This is a genomic window from Ideonella sp., assembly GCF_036277275.1.
Lineage (GTDB): Bacteria > Pseudomonadota > Gammaproteobacteria > Burkholderiales > Burkholderiaceae_C > Ideonella.
On sequence record NZ_DASUNH010000151.1, the window covers coordinates 57,993 to 73,688 of the forward strand.

The 15,696-nt window shown below is 66.7% G+C and carries 14 protein-coding genes; 11 read left to right on the forward strand and 3 right to left on the reverse strand.

Annotated elements, in window-relative coordinates; all coding sequences use genetic code 11:
* Positions 1–21 precede the first annotated feature (21 nt).
* From VFY73_RS26320 to VFY73_RS26355, 8 genes are all read left to right on the forward strand, one after another.
* Positions 22–1,410, forward strand: coding sequence for a NarK family nitrate/nitrite MFS transporter (locus tag VFY73_RS26320; protein WP_329724477.1), 1,389 nt, complete (start codon positions 22–24; stop codon positions 1,408–1,410).
* A 144-nt stretch (positions 1,411–1,554) separates the two neighbouring features.
* Positions 1,555–5,355 carry a nitrate reductase subunit alpha gene (locus VFY73_RS26325; RefSeq protein WP_329724479.1) on the forward strand — a complete coding sequence of 1,267 codons (3,801 nt, stop codon included), beginning with the start codon at positions 1,555–1,557 and terminating at the stop codon, positions 5,353–5,355.
* Entirely contained in the window at positions 5,352–6,875 is a 1,524-nt protein-coding gene (narH, locus tag VFY73_RS26330) for a nitrate reductase subunit beta (RefSeq protein ID WP_329724481.1), read from the forward strand. Before VFY73_RS26325 ends, narH begins: the two co-directional genes overlap by 4 nt.
* Positions 6,876–6,886: 11 nt before the next feature.
* Positions 6,887–7,594, forward strand: coding sequence for a nitrate reductase molybdenum cofactor assembly chaperone (narJ, locus tag VFY73_RS26335; protein ID WP_329724483.1), 708 nt, complete (start codon positions 6,887–6,889; stop codon positions 7,592–7,594).
* 100 nt (positions 7,595–7,694) lie between these two features.
* A complete protein-coding gene (gene narI, locus VFY73_RS26340) occupies positions 7,695–8,501 on the forward strand; it encodes a respiratory nitrate reductase subunit gamma (RefSeq protein WP_329724485.1) in 807 nt (268 codons plus the stop codon).
* Positions 8,502–8,512: 11 nt separating this feature from the next.
* Positions 8,513–9,253: a peptidylprolyl isomerase gene (locus VFY73_RS26345; protein ID WP_329724487.1), complete on the forward strand. Its 741-nt coding sequence runs from the start codon at positions 8,513–8,515 to the stop codon at positions 9,251–9,253.
* Positions 9,254–9,265: 12 nt separating this feature from the next.
* On the forward strand, positions 9,266–10,099 hold the full coding sequence (locus tag VFY73_RS26350; protein ID WP_329724489.1) for a carbonic anhydrase: 834 nt from the start codon (positions 9,266–9,268) through the stop codon (positions 10,097–10,099).
* Positions 10,100–10,171: 72 nt separating this feature from the next.
* Positions 10,172–10,579, forward strand: coding sequence for a ribonucleotide reductase subunit alpha (locus VFY73_RS26355; RefSeq protein WP_329724491.1), 408 nt, complete (start codon positions 10,172–10,174; stop codon positions 10,577–10,579).
* Positions 10,580–10,648: 69 nt separating this feature from the next.
* Here VFY73_RS26355 and VFY73_RS26360 read toward each other — a convergent pair whose 3' ends face one another.
* Entirely contained in the window at positions 10,649–11,314 is a 666-nt protein-coding gene (locus VFY73_RS26360) for a hypothetical protein (protein WP_329724493.1), read from the reverse strand.
* 298 nt (positions 11,315–11,612) lie between these two features.
* On the opposite strand from VFY73_RS26360, the gene VFY73_RS26365 reads away from it, so the two are divergent.
* Positions 11,613–12,023, forward strand: a complete 411-nt coding sequence (locus VFY73_RS26365; RefSeq protein WP_329724494.1) for an ACT domain-containing protein — start codon at positions 11,613–11,615, stop codon at positions 12,021–12,023.
* 197 nt (positions 12,024–12,220) lie between these two features.
* Here the strand turns inward: VFY73_RS26365 and VFY73_RS26370 are convergent, their stop codons facing one another.
* The gene (locus tag VFY73_RS26370; RefSeq protein WP_329724495.1) at positions 12,221–13,594 is read right to left on the reverse strand and encodes a glycosyltransferase; all 1,374 of its coding nucleotides are present in this window, start codon (positions 13,592–13,594) and stop codon (positions 12,221–12,223) included.
* 209 nt (positions 13,595–13,803) lie between these two features.
* On the opposite strand from VFY73_RS26370, the gene VFY73_RS26375 reads away from it, so the two are divergent.
* Both VFY73_RS26375 and VFY73_RS26380 read left to right on the forward strand, forming a co-directional pair.
* Positions 13,804–14,109: a DUF2249 domain-containing protein gene (locus VFY73_RS26375; RefSeq protein ID WP_329724497.1), complete on the forward strand. Its 306-nt coding sequence runs from the start codon at positions 13,804–13,806 to the stop codon at positions 14,107–14,109.
* A gap of 273 nt (positions 14,110–14,382) precedes the next feature.
* Entirely contained in the window at positions 14,383–15,315 is a 933-nt protein-coding gene (locus VFY73_RS26380; protein WP_329724499.1) for a serine protease, read from the forward strand.
* Positions 15,316–15,541: 226 nt separating this feature from the next.
* Here the strand turns inward: VFY73_RS26380 and VFY73_RS26385 are convergent.
* Positions 15,542–15,696: GMC oxidoreductase (locus tag VFY73_RS26385; protein WP_329724505.1), on the reverse strand; the 155-nt coding region annotated here is incomplete at its 5' end.

The window sequence follows — 15,696 nt, forward strand, 5'->3', positions numbered from 1 at the left end:
ACACTCAACAAGGAGCACCTGATGGCTTCTTCCTCGCTGATCGCGCAATGGAACCCTGAAGACCAGGGTTTCTGGCGCACCAAGGGCGCGACCATCGCGCAACGCAACCTCTGGATCTCCATCCCCGCGCTGACGCTCGCGTTCGCGGTGTGGATGGTCTGGTCGGTGGTGGTCGTCAACCTGCCGCAGGTGGGCTTCCGCTTCTCGACCAACCAGCTGTTCTGGCTCGCTTCGCTGCCCGCGCTGTGCGGCGCGACGCTGCGCATCTTCTACTCGTTCGCGGTGCCGCTGTTCGGCGGCCGGCGCTGGACGGCGATCTCGACCGCCTCGCTGCTGCTGCCGGCGCTGGGCATCGGCCTGGCGGTGCAGAACCCCGACACGCCGTACGAGGTGTTCATCGTGCTGGCGCTGCTGTGCGGCTTCGGCGGCGGCAACTTCGCCTCCAGCATGAGCAACATCAGCTTCTTCTTCCCGAAGGACAAGAAGGGCACGGCGCTGGGCCTGAACGCCGGCCTGGGCAACCTCGGCGTCTCGCTGGTGCAGGTGGTCGTGCCGATGGTCATCGGTGCCAATGTGTTCGGTGACCTGGGCGGCCCGCCGCAGGGTGTCGTCAAGGCCGGTGGGGCGATGGTGCTGTGGCTGCAGAACGCCGGCTACATCTGGGTGCCGTTCATCATCGCCAGCGCGCTGGCCGCGTGGTTCGGCATGAACGACCTGGCCGACGCCAAGGCCTCGTTCGCCGACCAGGCGGTGATCTTCAAGCGCAAGCACAACTGGCTGATGTGCTGGCTCTACCTCGGCACCTTCGGCAGCTTCATCGGCTACTCGGCCGGCTTCCCGCTGCTGATCAAGAGCCAGTTTCCCGGTATCAACGCCCTGCAGTACGCCTGGCTGGGCCCCTTGGTCGGCGCACTGGTGCGGCCGATCGGCGGCTGGCTGTCGGACAAGGTCGGCGGCGCCCGCGTGACTTTCTGGAACTTCGTCGCGATGGCTGCAGGCGTGCTGGCGGTGCTGCAGTTCCTGCCCTCGCAGGGCCAGGGCGGCAACTTCACCGGCTTCCTCGTTGCCTTCCTGTTCCTCTTCGCGACGTCGGGCATCGGCAACGGCTCGACCTTCCGCATGATCCCGGTCATTTTCCTGAACGAGCGGCTGGCAGATGCCAAGAACAAGGGGCCGGCAGCCAAGGAACAGGCGGTGAAGGACGCCAACAAGGAAGCCGCGGCGGTGCTGGGCTTCAGCTCGGCGATCGGCGCCTACGGCGGCTTCTTCATCCCGAAGAGCTACGGCACCTCGATCGCGCTGACCGGTGGCACCGATGCCGCGCTGTACTGCTTCATCGGCTTCTACATGACCTGCATCGCCGTCACCTGGTGGTTCTACAGCCGTCGCAATGCCCCGATGCCCTGCTGATGCCGCGCCGCAGCGGCCCCGCCAACGGGGCCGTGTCACCGAATTGATACGCCGCGTTCACGCACTGTCACGCAGCGCTGCGCGGCCGTCGTACGCCATTGGCGAGAGCCCCCAAAACTCCACTCCGACAAACCGGAGCCCTCGATGAGCCACTTCCTCGATCGACTGACCCACTTCTCGCAGCCCCGCGAAGACTTCGCCGACGGTCACGGTGTGACCACCGGCGAAGACCGGACCTGGGAAGACGCCTACCGCAGCCGCTGGCAGCACGACAAGATCGTGCGCTCGACCCACGGCACCAACTGCACGGGCTCGTGCTCTTGGAAGATCTATGTCAAGGGCGGCATCGTCACCTGGGAAACCCAGCAGACGGACTACCCGCGAACCCGCCCTGACCTGCCCAACCACGAGCCGCGCGGCTGCGCCCGCGGCGCTTCGTACTCGTGGTACCTGTACAGCGCCAACCGGGTGAAGTACCCGATGGTGCGCGGCCGGCTGCTGCAGCACTGGCGTGCCGCGCGCGCGGTCGCCAAGACGCCGGTCGACGCATGGGCAATGGTGGTCGAAAACGCCACCCAGCGCGAAGACTGGGTTCGCCAACGCGGCTTGGGCGGCTTCGTGCGCTCGAGCTGGGACGAGGTCAACGAGCTGATCGCCTCGGCCAACGTCTACACGATCAAGAAGCACGGGCCCGACCGCATCATCGGCTTCTCGCCGATCCCGGCGATGTCGATGGTCTCGTACGCCGCCGGCTCGCGCTACCTGTCGCTGATCGGCGGCGTGTGCATGAGCTTCTACGACTGGTACTGCGACCTGCCGCCGTCCAGCCCGCAGATCTGGGGCGAGCAGACCGACGTGCCCGAATCGGCCGATTGGTACAACTCGACCTTCATCATCGCCTGGGGCTCCAACGTGCCCCAGACCCGCACGCCGGACGCCCACTTCTTCACCGAGGTGCGCTACAAGGGCGCGAAGACCGTGGCGGTGACGCCCGACTACGCCGAGGTCAGCAAGCTCGCCGACCTGTGGATGCACCCCAAGCAGGGTACCGACGCCGCGCTGGCCATGGCGATGGGCCATGTGATCCTGAAGGAGTTCTACTTCAGCGGAAACCGTGCCGATGGCTTCAAGGTCCGCAGCGCCTACTTCGACGACTACGCGCGCCGCTACACCGACCTGCCGATGCTGGTGATGCTGGAGCCGCGCACGCTGCCTGATGGGCGCAAGGTGATGGCCAGCCAGCGCTACCTGCGCGCCAGCGACTTCAACGGCCGCCTCGGCCAGCAGAACAACCCCGAGTGGAAGACCCTGGCCTTCGACCAGGACGGCCGCGTGGTCGCACCGCACGGCTCGGTCGGCTTCCGCTGGGGCGCCGAGGGCACACCTGATGCCGGCAAGTGGAACCTCGAGAACAAGGAAGCCCGCCACGGTGAAGACGTGACGCTGCGGCTGTCGGCCGCCGAGAACGACCAGGGCCACGAGGTCACCGAGGTCGCGTTCCCCTATTTCGCCGGCATCGAGACGCCGCACTTCACCGCCAACGCCCAGGGCGGCGACGTGCTGGTGCGCAAGGTCCCGGTGCAGCGCATCCGCCTGGGCAAGGACGGCGAGTACCGCGAAGCGCTGGTCGCCACGGTGTTCGACCTGATGGCCGCGCACTACGGCATCGAGCGCGGCCACGGCGACGGCGCGCAGAGCTACGACGACGATGCCGCCTACACCCCGGCCTGGCAGGAAAAGATCACCGGCGTGCCGCGCGACCAGGTCATCACCGTGGCGCGCCAGTTCGCCGACAACGCCGACAAGACCAAGGGCAAGTCGATGGTGATCATCGGCGCGGCGATGAATCACTGGTACCACTGCGACATGAACTACCGCGGCATCATCAACATGCTGATGCTGTGCGGTTGCGTCGGGCAGAGCGGCGGCGGCTGGGCACACTACGTCGGCCAGGAAAAGCTGCGCCCGCAAACCGGCTGGACGGCGCTGGCCTTCGCGCTCGACTGGACGCGCCCGCCGCGCCAGATGAACAGCACCAGCTTCTTCTACGCCCACACCGACCAGTGGCGCTACGAGCGGCTGGGGGTCGACGAGATCCTCTCGCCGCTGGCCGACAAGGCTGAATTCGGCGGCAGCCTGATCGACTACAACGTGCGCGCCGAACGCATGGGCTGGCTGCCCTCGGCCCCGCAGCTGAAGGCCAACCCGCTGCAGGTGGCGCGCGATGGGTCGCGCGCCGGCGACGTCAAGGCCCATGTCGTGGCCGGCTTGAAAGACGGCTCGCTGCAGATGAGCTGCGAAGACCCGGACCACCCGGACAACTGGCCGCGCAACATGTTCGTCTGGCGCTCGAACATCCTCGGCTCGTCGGGCAAGGGCCACGAGTACTTCCTGAAGCACTTCCTCGGCACCTCGCACGGCGTGCAAGGAAAGGACTTGGGACCGGACGATGCGAAGCCGCAAGAGGTGCGTTGGCACGACAAGGCGCCCGAAGGCAAGCTGGACCTGATCGTCACGCTCGACTTCCGCATGAGCACGACCTGCCTCTATTCGGACATCGTGCTGCCCACCGCCACCTGGTACGAGAAGAACGACCTCAACACCAGCGACATGCACCCGTTCATCCACCCGCTGTCCACCGCGGTGGACCCAGCCTGGGAAGCGCGCAGCGACTGGGAGATCTACAAGGGCTTCGCGAAGACCTTCTCCGAAGTCTGCGTCGGTCATCTCGGCGTGGAAAAAGAAGTGGTGCTGACCCCGTTGATGCACGACAGCCCGGGCGAGCTGGCACAGGCCTTCGACGTGAAGGACTGGAAACGCGGCGAGGTCGACCTGATCCCCGGCAAGACGGCGCCGCAGATCACCGTGGTCGAGCGCGACTACCCGGCCACCTTCGCCCGCTTCACAGCCTTGGGCCCGTTGATGGAAAAGCTCGGCAACGGCGGCAAGGGCATCGGCTGGAACACCGTCGAAGAGGTACGCCAGCTGGCCGAGTTGAACGGCAAGGTGCACACCGAAGGGCCGACCAAGGGCATGCCGAAGATCGAGACCGACATCGACGCCACCGAGGTGATCCTGATGCTGGCGCCCGAGACCAACGGCCATGTGGCCGTGAAGGCCTGGGAAGCGCTGAGCAAGTTCACCGGCCGCGAGCACGCCCACCTGGCGCTGCACCGCGAAGACGAGAAGATCCGCTTCCGCGACGTGCAGGCCCAGCCGCGCAAGATCATCAGCTCACCCACCTGGAGCGGCCTGGAGAGCGAGAAGGTCTCGTACAACGCCGGCTACACCAACGTGCACGAGCTGATCCCCTGGCGCACCCTCACCGGCCGCCAGCAGTTCTACCAGGACCACGCCTGGATGCGCGCCTTCGGTGAAGAGTTCACCAGCTACCGCCCGCCGGTGGACATGAAGGCCATTGCCGGTGCCAGCGGTGTCAAGCCCAACGGTCACAAGGAAGTGGCGCTGAACTTCATCACGCCGCACCAGAAGTGGGGCATCCATTCGACCTACAGCGACAACCTGATGATGCTGACGCTCAACCGCGGCGGCCCGGTGGTCTGGCTGAGCGAGGACGACGCGAAGGAAGCCGGCATCGTCGACAACGACTGGATCGAGCTGTTCAACGCCAACGGCGCGATCGCGGCCCGCGCAGTGGTAAGCCAGCGCGTGAACCGCGGCATGACGCTGATGTACCACGCGCAGGAAAAGATCATCAACACACCGGGCAGCGAGATCACCGGCCAGCGCGGCGGCATCCACAACTCGGTGACACGCATCGTGACCAAGCCCACCCACATGATCGGCGGCTACGCGCAGCTGAGCTACGGCTTCAATTACTACGGAACCATCGGCACCAACCGCGACGAGTTCGTCGTGGTGCGCAAGATGAACAAGGTCGACTGGCTCGACGACGAAGGCACCAACCCGGGAGAACAGGCATGAAAGTCCGCGCGCAAATCGGCATGGTGCTGAACCTGGACAAGTGCATCGGTTGCCACACCTGCTCCGTCACCTGCAAGAACGTCTGGACCAACCGGCCGGGCATGGAATACGCCTGGTTCAACAACGTCGAGACCAAGCCCGGCATCGGCTACCCGAAGGACTGGGAGAACCAGGACAAGTGGAACGGCGGCTGGATCCGCAATGCCGACGGCTCGATCGAGCCCAAGCAAGGCGGCAAGTGGAAGCTGCTGATGCGCATCTTCGCCAACCCGAACCTGCCGCAGATCGACGACTACTACGAGCCTTTCACCTTCGACTACGACCACCTGCAATCGGCGCCCGAGAGCAAGGCCGCGCCGACCGCCCGGCCGCGCAGCCTGATCACCGGCAAGCGGATGGAGAAGATCGAGTGGGGCCCGAACTGGGAAGAGATCCTCGGCGGTGAATTCGCCAAGCGCTCGAAGGACAAGAACTTCGACGCGATCCAGAAGGACATCTACGGCCAGTTCGAGAACACCTTCATGATGTACCTGCCCAGGCTGTGCGAGCACTGCCTGAATCCGGCGTGCGTCGCGTCGTGCCCCTCGGGCTCGATCTACAAGCGCGAGGAAGACGGCATCGTGCTGATCGACCAGGACAAGTGCCGCGGCTGGCGCATGTGCGTGTCGGGCTGCCCATACAAGAAGATCTACTACAACTGGCAAAGCGGCAAGGCCGAGAAGTGCATCTTCTGCTACCCGCGCATCGAGGCGGGCCAGCCGACCGTGTGTTCCGAGACCTGCGTCGGCCGCATCCGCTACCTCGGCGTGATGCTGTACGACGCCGACCGCATCCAGCAAGCCGCGAGCACCGAGCGTGACCGCGACCTGTACCAGGCCCAGTGCGACATCTTCCTCGACCCGAACGATCCGAAGGTGATCGAGCAGGCCCGTGCCGACGGCATCCCCGAGGCCTGGCTGGCCGCGGCGAAGAAGAGCCCGGTCTGGAAGATGGCGATGGAATGGAAGATCGCGCTGCCGCTGCACCCCGAGTACCGCACGCTGCCGATGGTCTGGTACGTGCCGCCACTGTCGCCGATCACCGCCGCGGCCAACGCCGGCGACATCGGCGTGAACGGCGAGATCCCGGACGTGCGCCAGCTGCGCATCCCGGTGCAGTACCTGGCCAACCTGCTGACCGCGGGTGACACCGAGCCGGTCGTGCGCGCCCTCGAACGCATGCTCGCGATGCGCGCCTACCAGCGCGGCAAGCACGTCGACGGGGTCGAGAACCTGGCCCTGCTGCAACGCGTGGCGATGACCCAGCTCGAGGTCGAAGACATGTACCAGGTGATGGCGATCGCGAACTACGAAGACCGCTTCGTGATCCCGAGCACGCACCGCGAGTACGCCGAGAACACCTTCGACATGCGCGGCGGTTGCGGCTTCTCGTTCGGCAACGGCTGCTCGGACGGCAGCAGCGAAACCTCGCTGTTCGGCGGCAAGAAGCGCCGCACGGTGCCGATCAAGGCCACGGTCTGAAGGAGCATGGCATGAAGAACACCCCCAAGTCCCTGGCCCTGCGCGTGCTGTCGGCCCTGCTCGGCTACCCGAACGCCGAGTTGCGCGCCGCGATGCCCGAGCTGGCCGATGCGCTGTCGCGCACCGACGGCCTGTCGCGCACGCGGCTGGCCGAGCTGCAGGCGCTGACGCGCTGGATCGGCGCGGGCGACCCGTATGAAGTGGAAGCGCGCTATGTCGACACCTTCGACCGTGGCCGCGCCACGTCGCTGCACCTGTTCGAGCATGTGCATGGCGACTCGCGCGAGCGCGGCCCGGCACTGGTCGACCTGCAGCAGACCTATGAGCGCGCCGGCCTGCGGCTGCAAGGCAAGGAGCTGCCGGATCACCTGCCGATCGTGCTGGAGTTCGCCTCGACGCAACCCGACAAGCTGGCGCGCGAGTTCCTCGGCGAGATGGCACACATCCTGGCCGCCGTGTTCAGCGCCCTGCTGGAGCGCGAGAGCCCCTACGCCTCGGTGATCGCCGCGGTGCTGGAGCTGTCGGGCCAGAAGGTGCAGGCCGTACCCGTGGTCGCCGACGCGGCCCTGGACGAAGCCTGGGCCGAGCCGCCCGCCTTCGACGGCTGCTCGACCGCCGGCCAGGCCAAGCCTGGTGCGCCGCAGCCGATCCACATCGTTCGCAATCACAGCAATACCAACAACACCGCTCGCCAACCAGCCCAAGGAGCACACACATGACGCTCATCGCCGCACATCGGCCCGCCGCGCCGGGTCGCCCCAAGCAAGGCCCGACCCTCTCGGAGGGTCGCTCGACGTACTCGGCGAGCGGGGAGCTGTCATGACCTGGATCGACACCTTCCTGTTCGGCTACTACCCGTACATCTGCCTGTCGGTCTTCCTGATCGGCAGCCTGATCCGCTTCGACCGCGACCAGTACACCTGGAAGAGCGACTCGTCGCAGCTGCTGCGCACCGGCAGCCTGCGCTGGGGCAGCAATCTGTTCCACCTCGGCGTGCTGTTCCTGTTCGCCGGCCACAGCGTGGGCATGCTGACGCCGCACTTCCTCTACGAGCCGTTCATCAGCGCTGGCAACAAGCAGCTGGTGGCGATGGTCTCCGGCGGCCTGTTCGGGCTGCTCGGCTTTGCCGGCGTCTCGCTGTTGCTGCACCGCCGGTTGTTCGACGAGCGCATCCGCGCCACCTCGAAAACCAGCGACATCGCATTGCTGGTGCTGCTGTGGCTGCAGTTCGCGTTGGGCCTGGCGACGATCCCGCTGTCGGCCCAGCATCTGGACGGCGGCATGATGATCCGCCTGGCCGAATGGGCACAGCGCATCGTCACCTTCCGCGACGGCGGTGTCGAGCTGCTGGCCGGTGCCAGCTGGGTCTTCAAGGCGCACATGGTGCTGGGCATGTCGATCTTCCTGATCTTCCCCTTCACCCGGCTGGTGCATGTGTGGAGCGGCTTCGCCAGTGTCACCTACGCCTTCCGGCCGTACCAGATGGTGCGCAGCCGCCGGCTGAACCTGCCAGCCGGTCACCTGGCCCCGCAGCGCCAACTGGCCAGCCGGCCGGCGGCAACGCGGCCCGCCCCCGCGCGAGCGGCCGATGCCGCCCAGCCGGTGCACCGCCCCCGCAACGCCTGAGAAAGCGCCCCATGACCACCACCCTGATCGCCCCCGCCAAGGTCAACGGCGTGCCGTTGCACCAGCCCGACGAGGTACTGGACGACGACACGCTGCGCCAGCGCGCCTGCACCGAGCTGCTGCGCCAGGCCGCACAGCGCGCCGGCCTCGAGACGGTCTCGGTGCCCGACGCGATCGAGCGGCTGCTGGACCGTGCGGTGGTGCTCGATGAGCCGACCGACGAAGCCTGCCGCCGCGCCTTCGACGCCCGGCCTGAGCGTTATGCACGGCAAGAGCGGCTGCAGCTGCGCCACATCCTGTTCGCGGTCACGCCGGGTGTCGACGTGGCCGCACTGCGCCGGCGCGCCGAGGCGCTGCTGCTGGAGCTGCGCTGCGCCGTTCCCGGCAGCCCGGCGTTCGGCGATGCGGCCCGCCAATGGTCGAACTGCCCCACCGGCGCCCAAGGCGGCGAGCTGGGCTGGCTGTCGCAGCAGGACTGCGCCGAAGAGTTCGCGCGCGCCGTCTTCGGCCAGGACACGATCGGTGTGCTGCCCTTGCTCGTTCACTCGCGCTTCGGGCTGCACGTGGTCGAGGTGCAGGCGCGCGACGCCGGTGCGGCGCCGGCGTTCGAAGACGTGCGTGCCGCCGTCGCCCAGACGCTGCGCCAGCAGGCCTGGGCCAACGCGGTGCGCCACTACCTGCAGACGCTGGCCGAAGAGGCAGTGCTCGAAGGCGTGCGGCTGGACGCCGAGGCGGCCACGCTCGCCCAATGAGCTGACACGCTCATGCCCGACGAGCTGCTGCAGCGCCTGCGCCGGTTTCGCGACGACGCGTTTCCACGCTACCAGGCGCGCTTTCGCGAGCTGGTCGACGACGGCCAGCACCCGAGCACGCTGTTCATCGGCTGCTCGGACTCGCGCCTGGTGCCCTACCTGCTCACCGGCGCCGGGCCGGGCGAGCTGTTCATGGTGCGCAACGTCGGCGCGCTGGTGCCGCCCTGCTGCGGCCGGCTCGACACGAACGACTCCGAATCCGGCGCTGCCGGCTGGCTGACCCGCGCCGCGCCCGAAGGCACGGCCCGTTGGAGCGGCGGCTACCACGGCACGGCCGCGGCGATCGAGTTCGCGGTGCTGAACCTGCAGGTGCGCCACATCGTCGTCTGCGGCCACAGCCATTGCGGCGCCATCAAGGCGTTGTATGAAGACCTGTCGCCCGAAGCGGTGAACCTGGGGGCCTGGCTCGACCTCGCGCGTGAGGCGGTGCTGCCGGTGCGCCTGTTCGCCCCCGAGGCCGACGACCCTCAGGATGGCCTGCGGCCCGAGGTGCTGCGCCGAACGGAGCAGCGCGCCATCGTGCTGCAGCTGGAGCGGCTGATGGACTACCCGATGGTGCGGCGCCGCGTCGAGCGGCGCGAGCTGGCGCTGCATGGCTGGCACTACGTGATCGAGGACGGCGAAGTCCATGTCTTCGATGTCAAGAGTGGTCTTTTCATTCCCGCCTCCGAAGCCGAGCACAGCGGCGACGGGCCATTCACGCTGGCCGACGAGACACCGCTGTTCAACGAAATCGACGATTCCTACGCACCGTCGGCATCGCACGACCTCACGGTCCATCGCTGAGCTCGCCCGGGCGGTCCGACCTTGACCGCGCGCAAAGGCGGAGGGCGCCGTGCCAGCGATGCTCTTCACCCTATGAACGCCCTATCTCATTTCCAACAGCTGTTGCAGGCAGCACGCGGCATGGCACAACCGCAGCGGCTGCTGTTCGTCTTCGCCACCGCCGGCCTGCCGGACGACGCCAGCTCCGAGCAACGCGCCAGGCACGCGGCCGGCGCTGGCGGAACCCTGACGCCACTGATGTGCGTCGACAAGGCACCGGATGAACTGCCGGACTTTGCCAGCCTGGTCGCCGAGTCCCGTGTGGCCGGCCCGCCGTGGGATGTCGTCTTCGTTGCCGGCATCGATGGCCGCACCGACGATCCGGCCGGCACCGCCGAGATCGACTCGGCCCTCGAATCGATGGTCCACGCGGTGCGCCACGGCCTGGTGGGCAACCTGGCGGCCTACGACAACCAGGGTCGGGTGCTGGCCTTCGAATAGGGTCTCGGCAGCGCGCTGGCCCACGCGGCCGGCGACGCCTGCGGCTTTGTCATCCGGGCGGCCGATTGGTCATCGTCCGCCGTTGGCGGTGCGCTGCGGGCCGAAGCTGGATGCCCGCACGGTGCGCGGCACCGGTCGAACCGTGAAGACGGCCGGGTCGTCGCCCAACTCCAGCAGCAGGTGGCGAACCCGTTCCTGCCAGAGCCGGCCCAGTTCAGTCATCGCTTCAGGGTCGAGATTCTGCCGCGCGCTGCGCTCCGTCAGACGCAGCAAGGCTGGGCTGGCCGGCACGAGCGACAGGTCTGCCGCGGCGTCGACCGCGACGCCGGTGTCCAGCCGGCGGTAGCGCAACGACAACGGAAGCTCGGGCACCATGCGCAGAAGTCCAGCCCTGGCGAAGCGGCCGCCCAGGCCCTTGAAGCCCGAGCTGCCGGCCGCGCCGGTGAGCATCTGCACCACGGTGGCGATGACGCCGACGTCGCCGGCGCGTGCACTGTCGCGGAACTGGACCTCGATACCGCCGCGCATGGGCAACTCGTCCGGGTACAGCATCCGCAACGCGCGCACGGTGAGCCAATAGGCCGTCGCCACGGTTGGGCACGAATGCCCGGTCAGGCGCACGACATCGCCATAGCCGTACTCGAAGATGCCGCCTTCGGCGCAGCCCAGCAGTTCAGCCATCGGGTCGCGAAGCATCAGCTTCGGCACCCGGTCGAAGAAGTCGGGCAACCGCATCCGCGCATGTTCAGCGGGCCTGGTACCTCCATCCGGGGATGCTTCGGTCCGGTCCATATGAGTTGCTTCCTTGTTTGCGCCGCGTGCTTGATTGACGCACCATGGCGCGGCCGGCCAATTGATATGGCGCAAGCCGTCGCCCCGTGCATCGTGAACACCTGCGCAAGCGAGGGGATGTCCGGTCGAGAACGCTGTCCATCGGTCCGCGACACCTCGCCGTCGACTCCCCGCACCCAGCTGGCCAGGTTCTCGCTGGATCCCTGCAGTGCGATCATTCGCGCCACCGCCTTCGGTCCACATGAACCAAGCCATCTCCAGCCTCACCACCCTGCTGCGCTCCATGGAGCCGATGCTTCATGACGGCGTCTACGCCTACTGCGTCGTTCCATCCGACGCCGATACGAGCGCGTTGACCCCGGTGGTCACGGTGCGCGAATCCGAAGGGCTCACCGTCGTCGTGCCGGCAGCGCAGGCCGAACAGTGCGGCCTGGCTGTCTTGTTTCGCGCCGCCTGGATCACGCTGACGGTGCACTCCGACCTTCAGGCGGTCGGGCTGACGGCAGCGTTTTCCGGTGCCCTGGGCATGGCGGGGATCAGCTGCAATGTGGTCGCGGGCGCCTTCCACGACCACATCTTCGTGCCCGAAGAACAAGCTCCGCAGGCACTCGACGTGCTGCGCGCCCTGCAGCAGGGCACGGCGGCGGAGTGACCGGCGACGGGCCGAAAGAGCCTTGATCGACGGCAGCGTCGCCGCGGACAGCGAAACTGACCGTGGAACCATCGGTGCCCAGGCCGGTTAACACGACGGAGCCCCGATGCGTTGCCTCCAGAACAAGACGAGGCGAGTTCCAGATCTGACAAAAGTGCCCCATCGCCCAAACACTCGTGACAGAGCGAGTGTCGAGATCACCTCACGCTCATCGCACGTTCGACGCTGTCGACAAGTTGCGCCAAGCCTTGGTCCACATCCGGGCACGCCGGCCGAACGGTTCGACCTGGGGCCGCGGCGCCGCCCAGCAGCCTGGCGATCTGTTGACGAAGTCGGCGTGCATTCGCTCGTGCCGCGGGCATGACCTTGCCTGCGCCGAGCCGTTCGACCCTTCGGCCGTTGTCGAACTGGTCGAAGGCGAAGGGCAGGATCAACTGCGGGATGCCTGCGCGAAGCGCTTCGGCCGTCGTACCGATGCCTCCGTGGTGGACCAGCATCGCCAAGCGTGGCAGCAGGGACTCGAAAGGTGCATGGGACTGCCACCGCACCTCGGGCGGCAGCGGGTTTGGCACCTGCTCAGGGTAAGTGGTGATGAACAAGCCGCGCCGGCCCAGCGCACGCAGGGCATTCAGCGCGTTCGAGAAATAGCTTGCGGCGTGCTTGTGTCCCGTTCCCGGCGTGAAAGCGATGGGTGGATCGCCCGCTGCGAGGAAAGCTTCCAGATCGGCAGGCAGAGGCGGCGGCGGCGACGCGTGCCTGAGCGGGAAGTGGCCTTGCACGAACTCCGGCGGCCAGTCGGGCTGGCGGTTGGCGAACCAGGCAGGGAACAGTCCGACCGACGCATCGCTCGCAGCCTGCATGTGCTGAATGAAGTTCGTCACCGGCTTCAGCCCCTGGGCCGCGCGAGAGGCGTTCAGACCGGGCAGGAGGTCCGGGTCGATGAAGAAGCGGTCGACGGCACGCCACAGCGTGCGCCTGATCGATAGCGGCACCCAGCCCGGAATGTGCAACGAGCCGATCGTCAGCGGATCGTGGATGGTGCGCAGATTCGATGGCGCGAGGTAGGTGCCGACGACGTGGAGATCAGGCTGTCGCTCGCGTGCCAATGCGGCCACGGGCACCAGGAATGGGTGGCTCAACACGATGCAAGGTTGGGCTTGCGCGTGCGAGATGAGCAACTCGCAGATGACATCCAGACTGGGCAGCAGCCCGCGCCAGACCACTCCGAACCCCTTGCGTTCATTCCACAGTTCGGGGTCATCGAGGACCGCTTGCGCCTGTTCCCGTGTACCGAAAGGCACATAGGCCAGGCCGGTGTCCCGCACCAACTGCTCGTGAATGCGCGGGATGACCAACAGGGTGCGATGGCCACGATCGCGCAAGGCCGCTGCCAGTGTGAGGAAGGGCTGCAGATCGCCGACGGTGCCGAATGTCAATAGCAGAACCAGTCGCCGACTCCGGCTGTCGCAGCCCGGTTCGCCACGAGGGCCGGCGTATCGGTTGCTGTCTTGAAAATTGCGACGACCCTGAGAAATTGGTGGGTAGATACCCGGCAGGACGATCTTGGACATCGGTGCATGTTGAAGAGATGCACCAGTGTCTCCAGTGAACGTAGGTTCGTATAGAACGGAGTCGACACCACTCCGCGATCGACGAGCAGGTCTTGGGCAGTCTGTCGCCTCTTTTCGGCGACGCGTTGCGTACGGTCAAGGGCATCGCCGAACAAACGATCGAACATCGAACCAGCCGGTCCAGCCCGGGAGCCACATCGGAGTAGGAAATGACGCTCACCACTTATGGCACGAAGATTGACCTTCGCGAGATTCCTCCTCGGTGCCATCACAGCCTCGTGCTGAATACCTACCGCCTTCTGCAGGTCGGTCAATCGATGGAACTCATCCACGACCAGGATCCCAGCGCTGTCTACGATCAGCTGCAGGAACACGACGCTGGCGGCTTCTTCTGGAATTGCATGGAGACGGCCCCTTCTGTTTGGCGCGGCCGCGTCGTGCGCCTGGAACAACGCAGCAACCCCGCGCCGGCCCTGCCTCACCACCCTGATGCGCTCCATGGAGCCGATGCTTGATGACGGCGTCCAGTGTCCTGTCCCACCAATAGCCAGCCCGCCACGGTGTGACGGCGCTCGGTCCTCGAACGTTTGCTGAGACGTTCGACCAATCTGTTACGTGGACCTGTCGACCGCGCGGTCAAGCGGCGTTTCGCCTGGAAGCAACTCGGGCGCAACGGTCAATAAGCTTCAAATCCTGAGCCGACCTACTTTCGCTGCTGACGCGCGGTCCATACATTGCATGTTGCCGCGGCATCACCCATTCAATGTCCTGAAGAGCTAGGAGGATTCATGATTCAAATCGCCAAGCGGGCGCGCGTCGCCCGCACAGGCCAGGCTGCTGCCATGGCGGCGCTGGGCATCGCAACCACGCTCATCGCCACCTCGGCCACCGCACAGGAAGCGGCGCGAGCCGCCAACCCTGAGCGTGCTCGTGTGGAAGCGCTGCTGGCCACCGTGCCGCAACCGCAGCAACTGCCCGGCACCGAAGCGCCGATGGTCGTTGACGGCAAGCCCGCCAAGCCGGGCAAGTGGCCGTTCATGGTGTCGCTGGTCAGCAAAAGCAACTCCAACAACTACGACGCGCATTTCTGCGGCGGTTCGTTGATCGACGACAACAACGTGTTGACGGCTGCGCATTGCGTCCAGGGTGCGCAGCCCGGCAGCATCCAGGTGTTGGTCGGCACGCAAAGCCTCATCCAAGGCGGCCGTCGCATCAACGTGACCCGCGTCACCGTGCACCCGAACTTCGGCGCCACGCCCTTCCTGCAAGCCGACGTGGCCGTGCTGCGGCTCGCCGAAAACGTGACCGACATCAAGCCGGTGACCTACGCTTCTTCCACTTCGGTGGACGACAACGTCTCGCCGGACAACGATCGCACGACCGTCATGGGCTGGGGGGCGCTCGAGTGGAACCAGGATGGCCCGGAAGTGCTGTACCAGGCTCCGCTCATCCGCAACACGATCGCCGAGTGCAATGCGCTGAGCTTCTACGGCGGCAAGCTGACCAACAACAACGTCTGTGCCGGTGACCTCACCGCGCCGGGCAAGAGCGCCTGCTACGGCGACTCGGGCGGTCCGCTGGTCGGCCGGAACGACGCAGGCAAGACGGTGCAGATCGGCGTGGTCAGCGGTGGGCCGCGCGTCTGCGGCGACGTGCCGGGCTACTTCGCGCGCGTCGGCTCGTACGCCACGTGGATCAAGCAGCAGGTCGACATGCCCTGAGCTTGAGCTGCGCCGCTCCATGGTCAGGACGGCATACCGTGCTTCGACGCGGGCGCGGCGCGAACGGGGAGGCGGGCAGCACCGCCTCCCCGTTCAAGTTGGAATACCCTTCGATCGAGTCGATCCCCTCGAACACACCGACCTCGACGCGGCAGGACCACTCAGAACGAATGGCCGAAGCCGAAATAGGCCGCGCGCTGTGAATCGCCGGCGCCCGGCCGCCCGCTCAGGTGGTCGTCGAGCCGCGAGGCGTCGCCGCGGCCCGGATCCAGCCCGCTGCCCGCTCGGCCATCATCAAGGTCGGGCTGCAGGTGTTGCCGCTCGTGATGGTCGGCATCGCGCCGGCATCGACCACGCGCAGCGCATGCACGCCGCGCACGC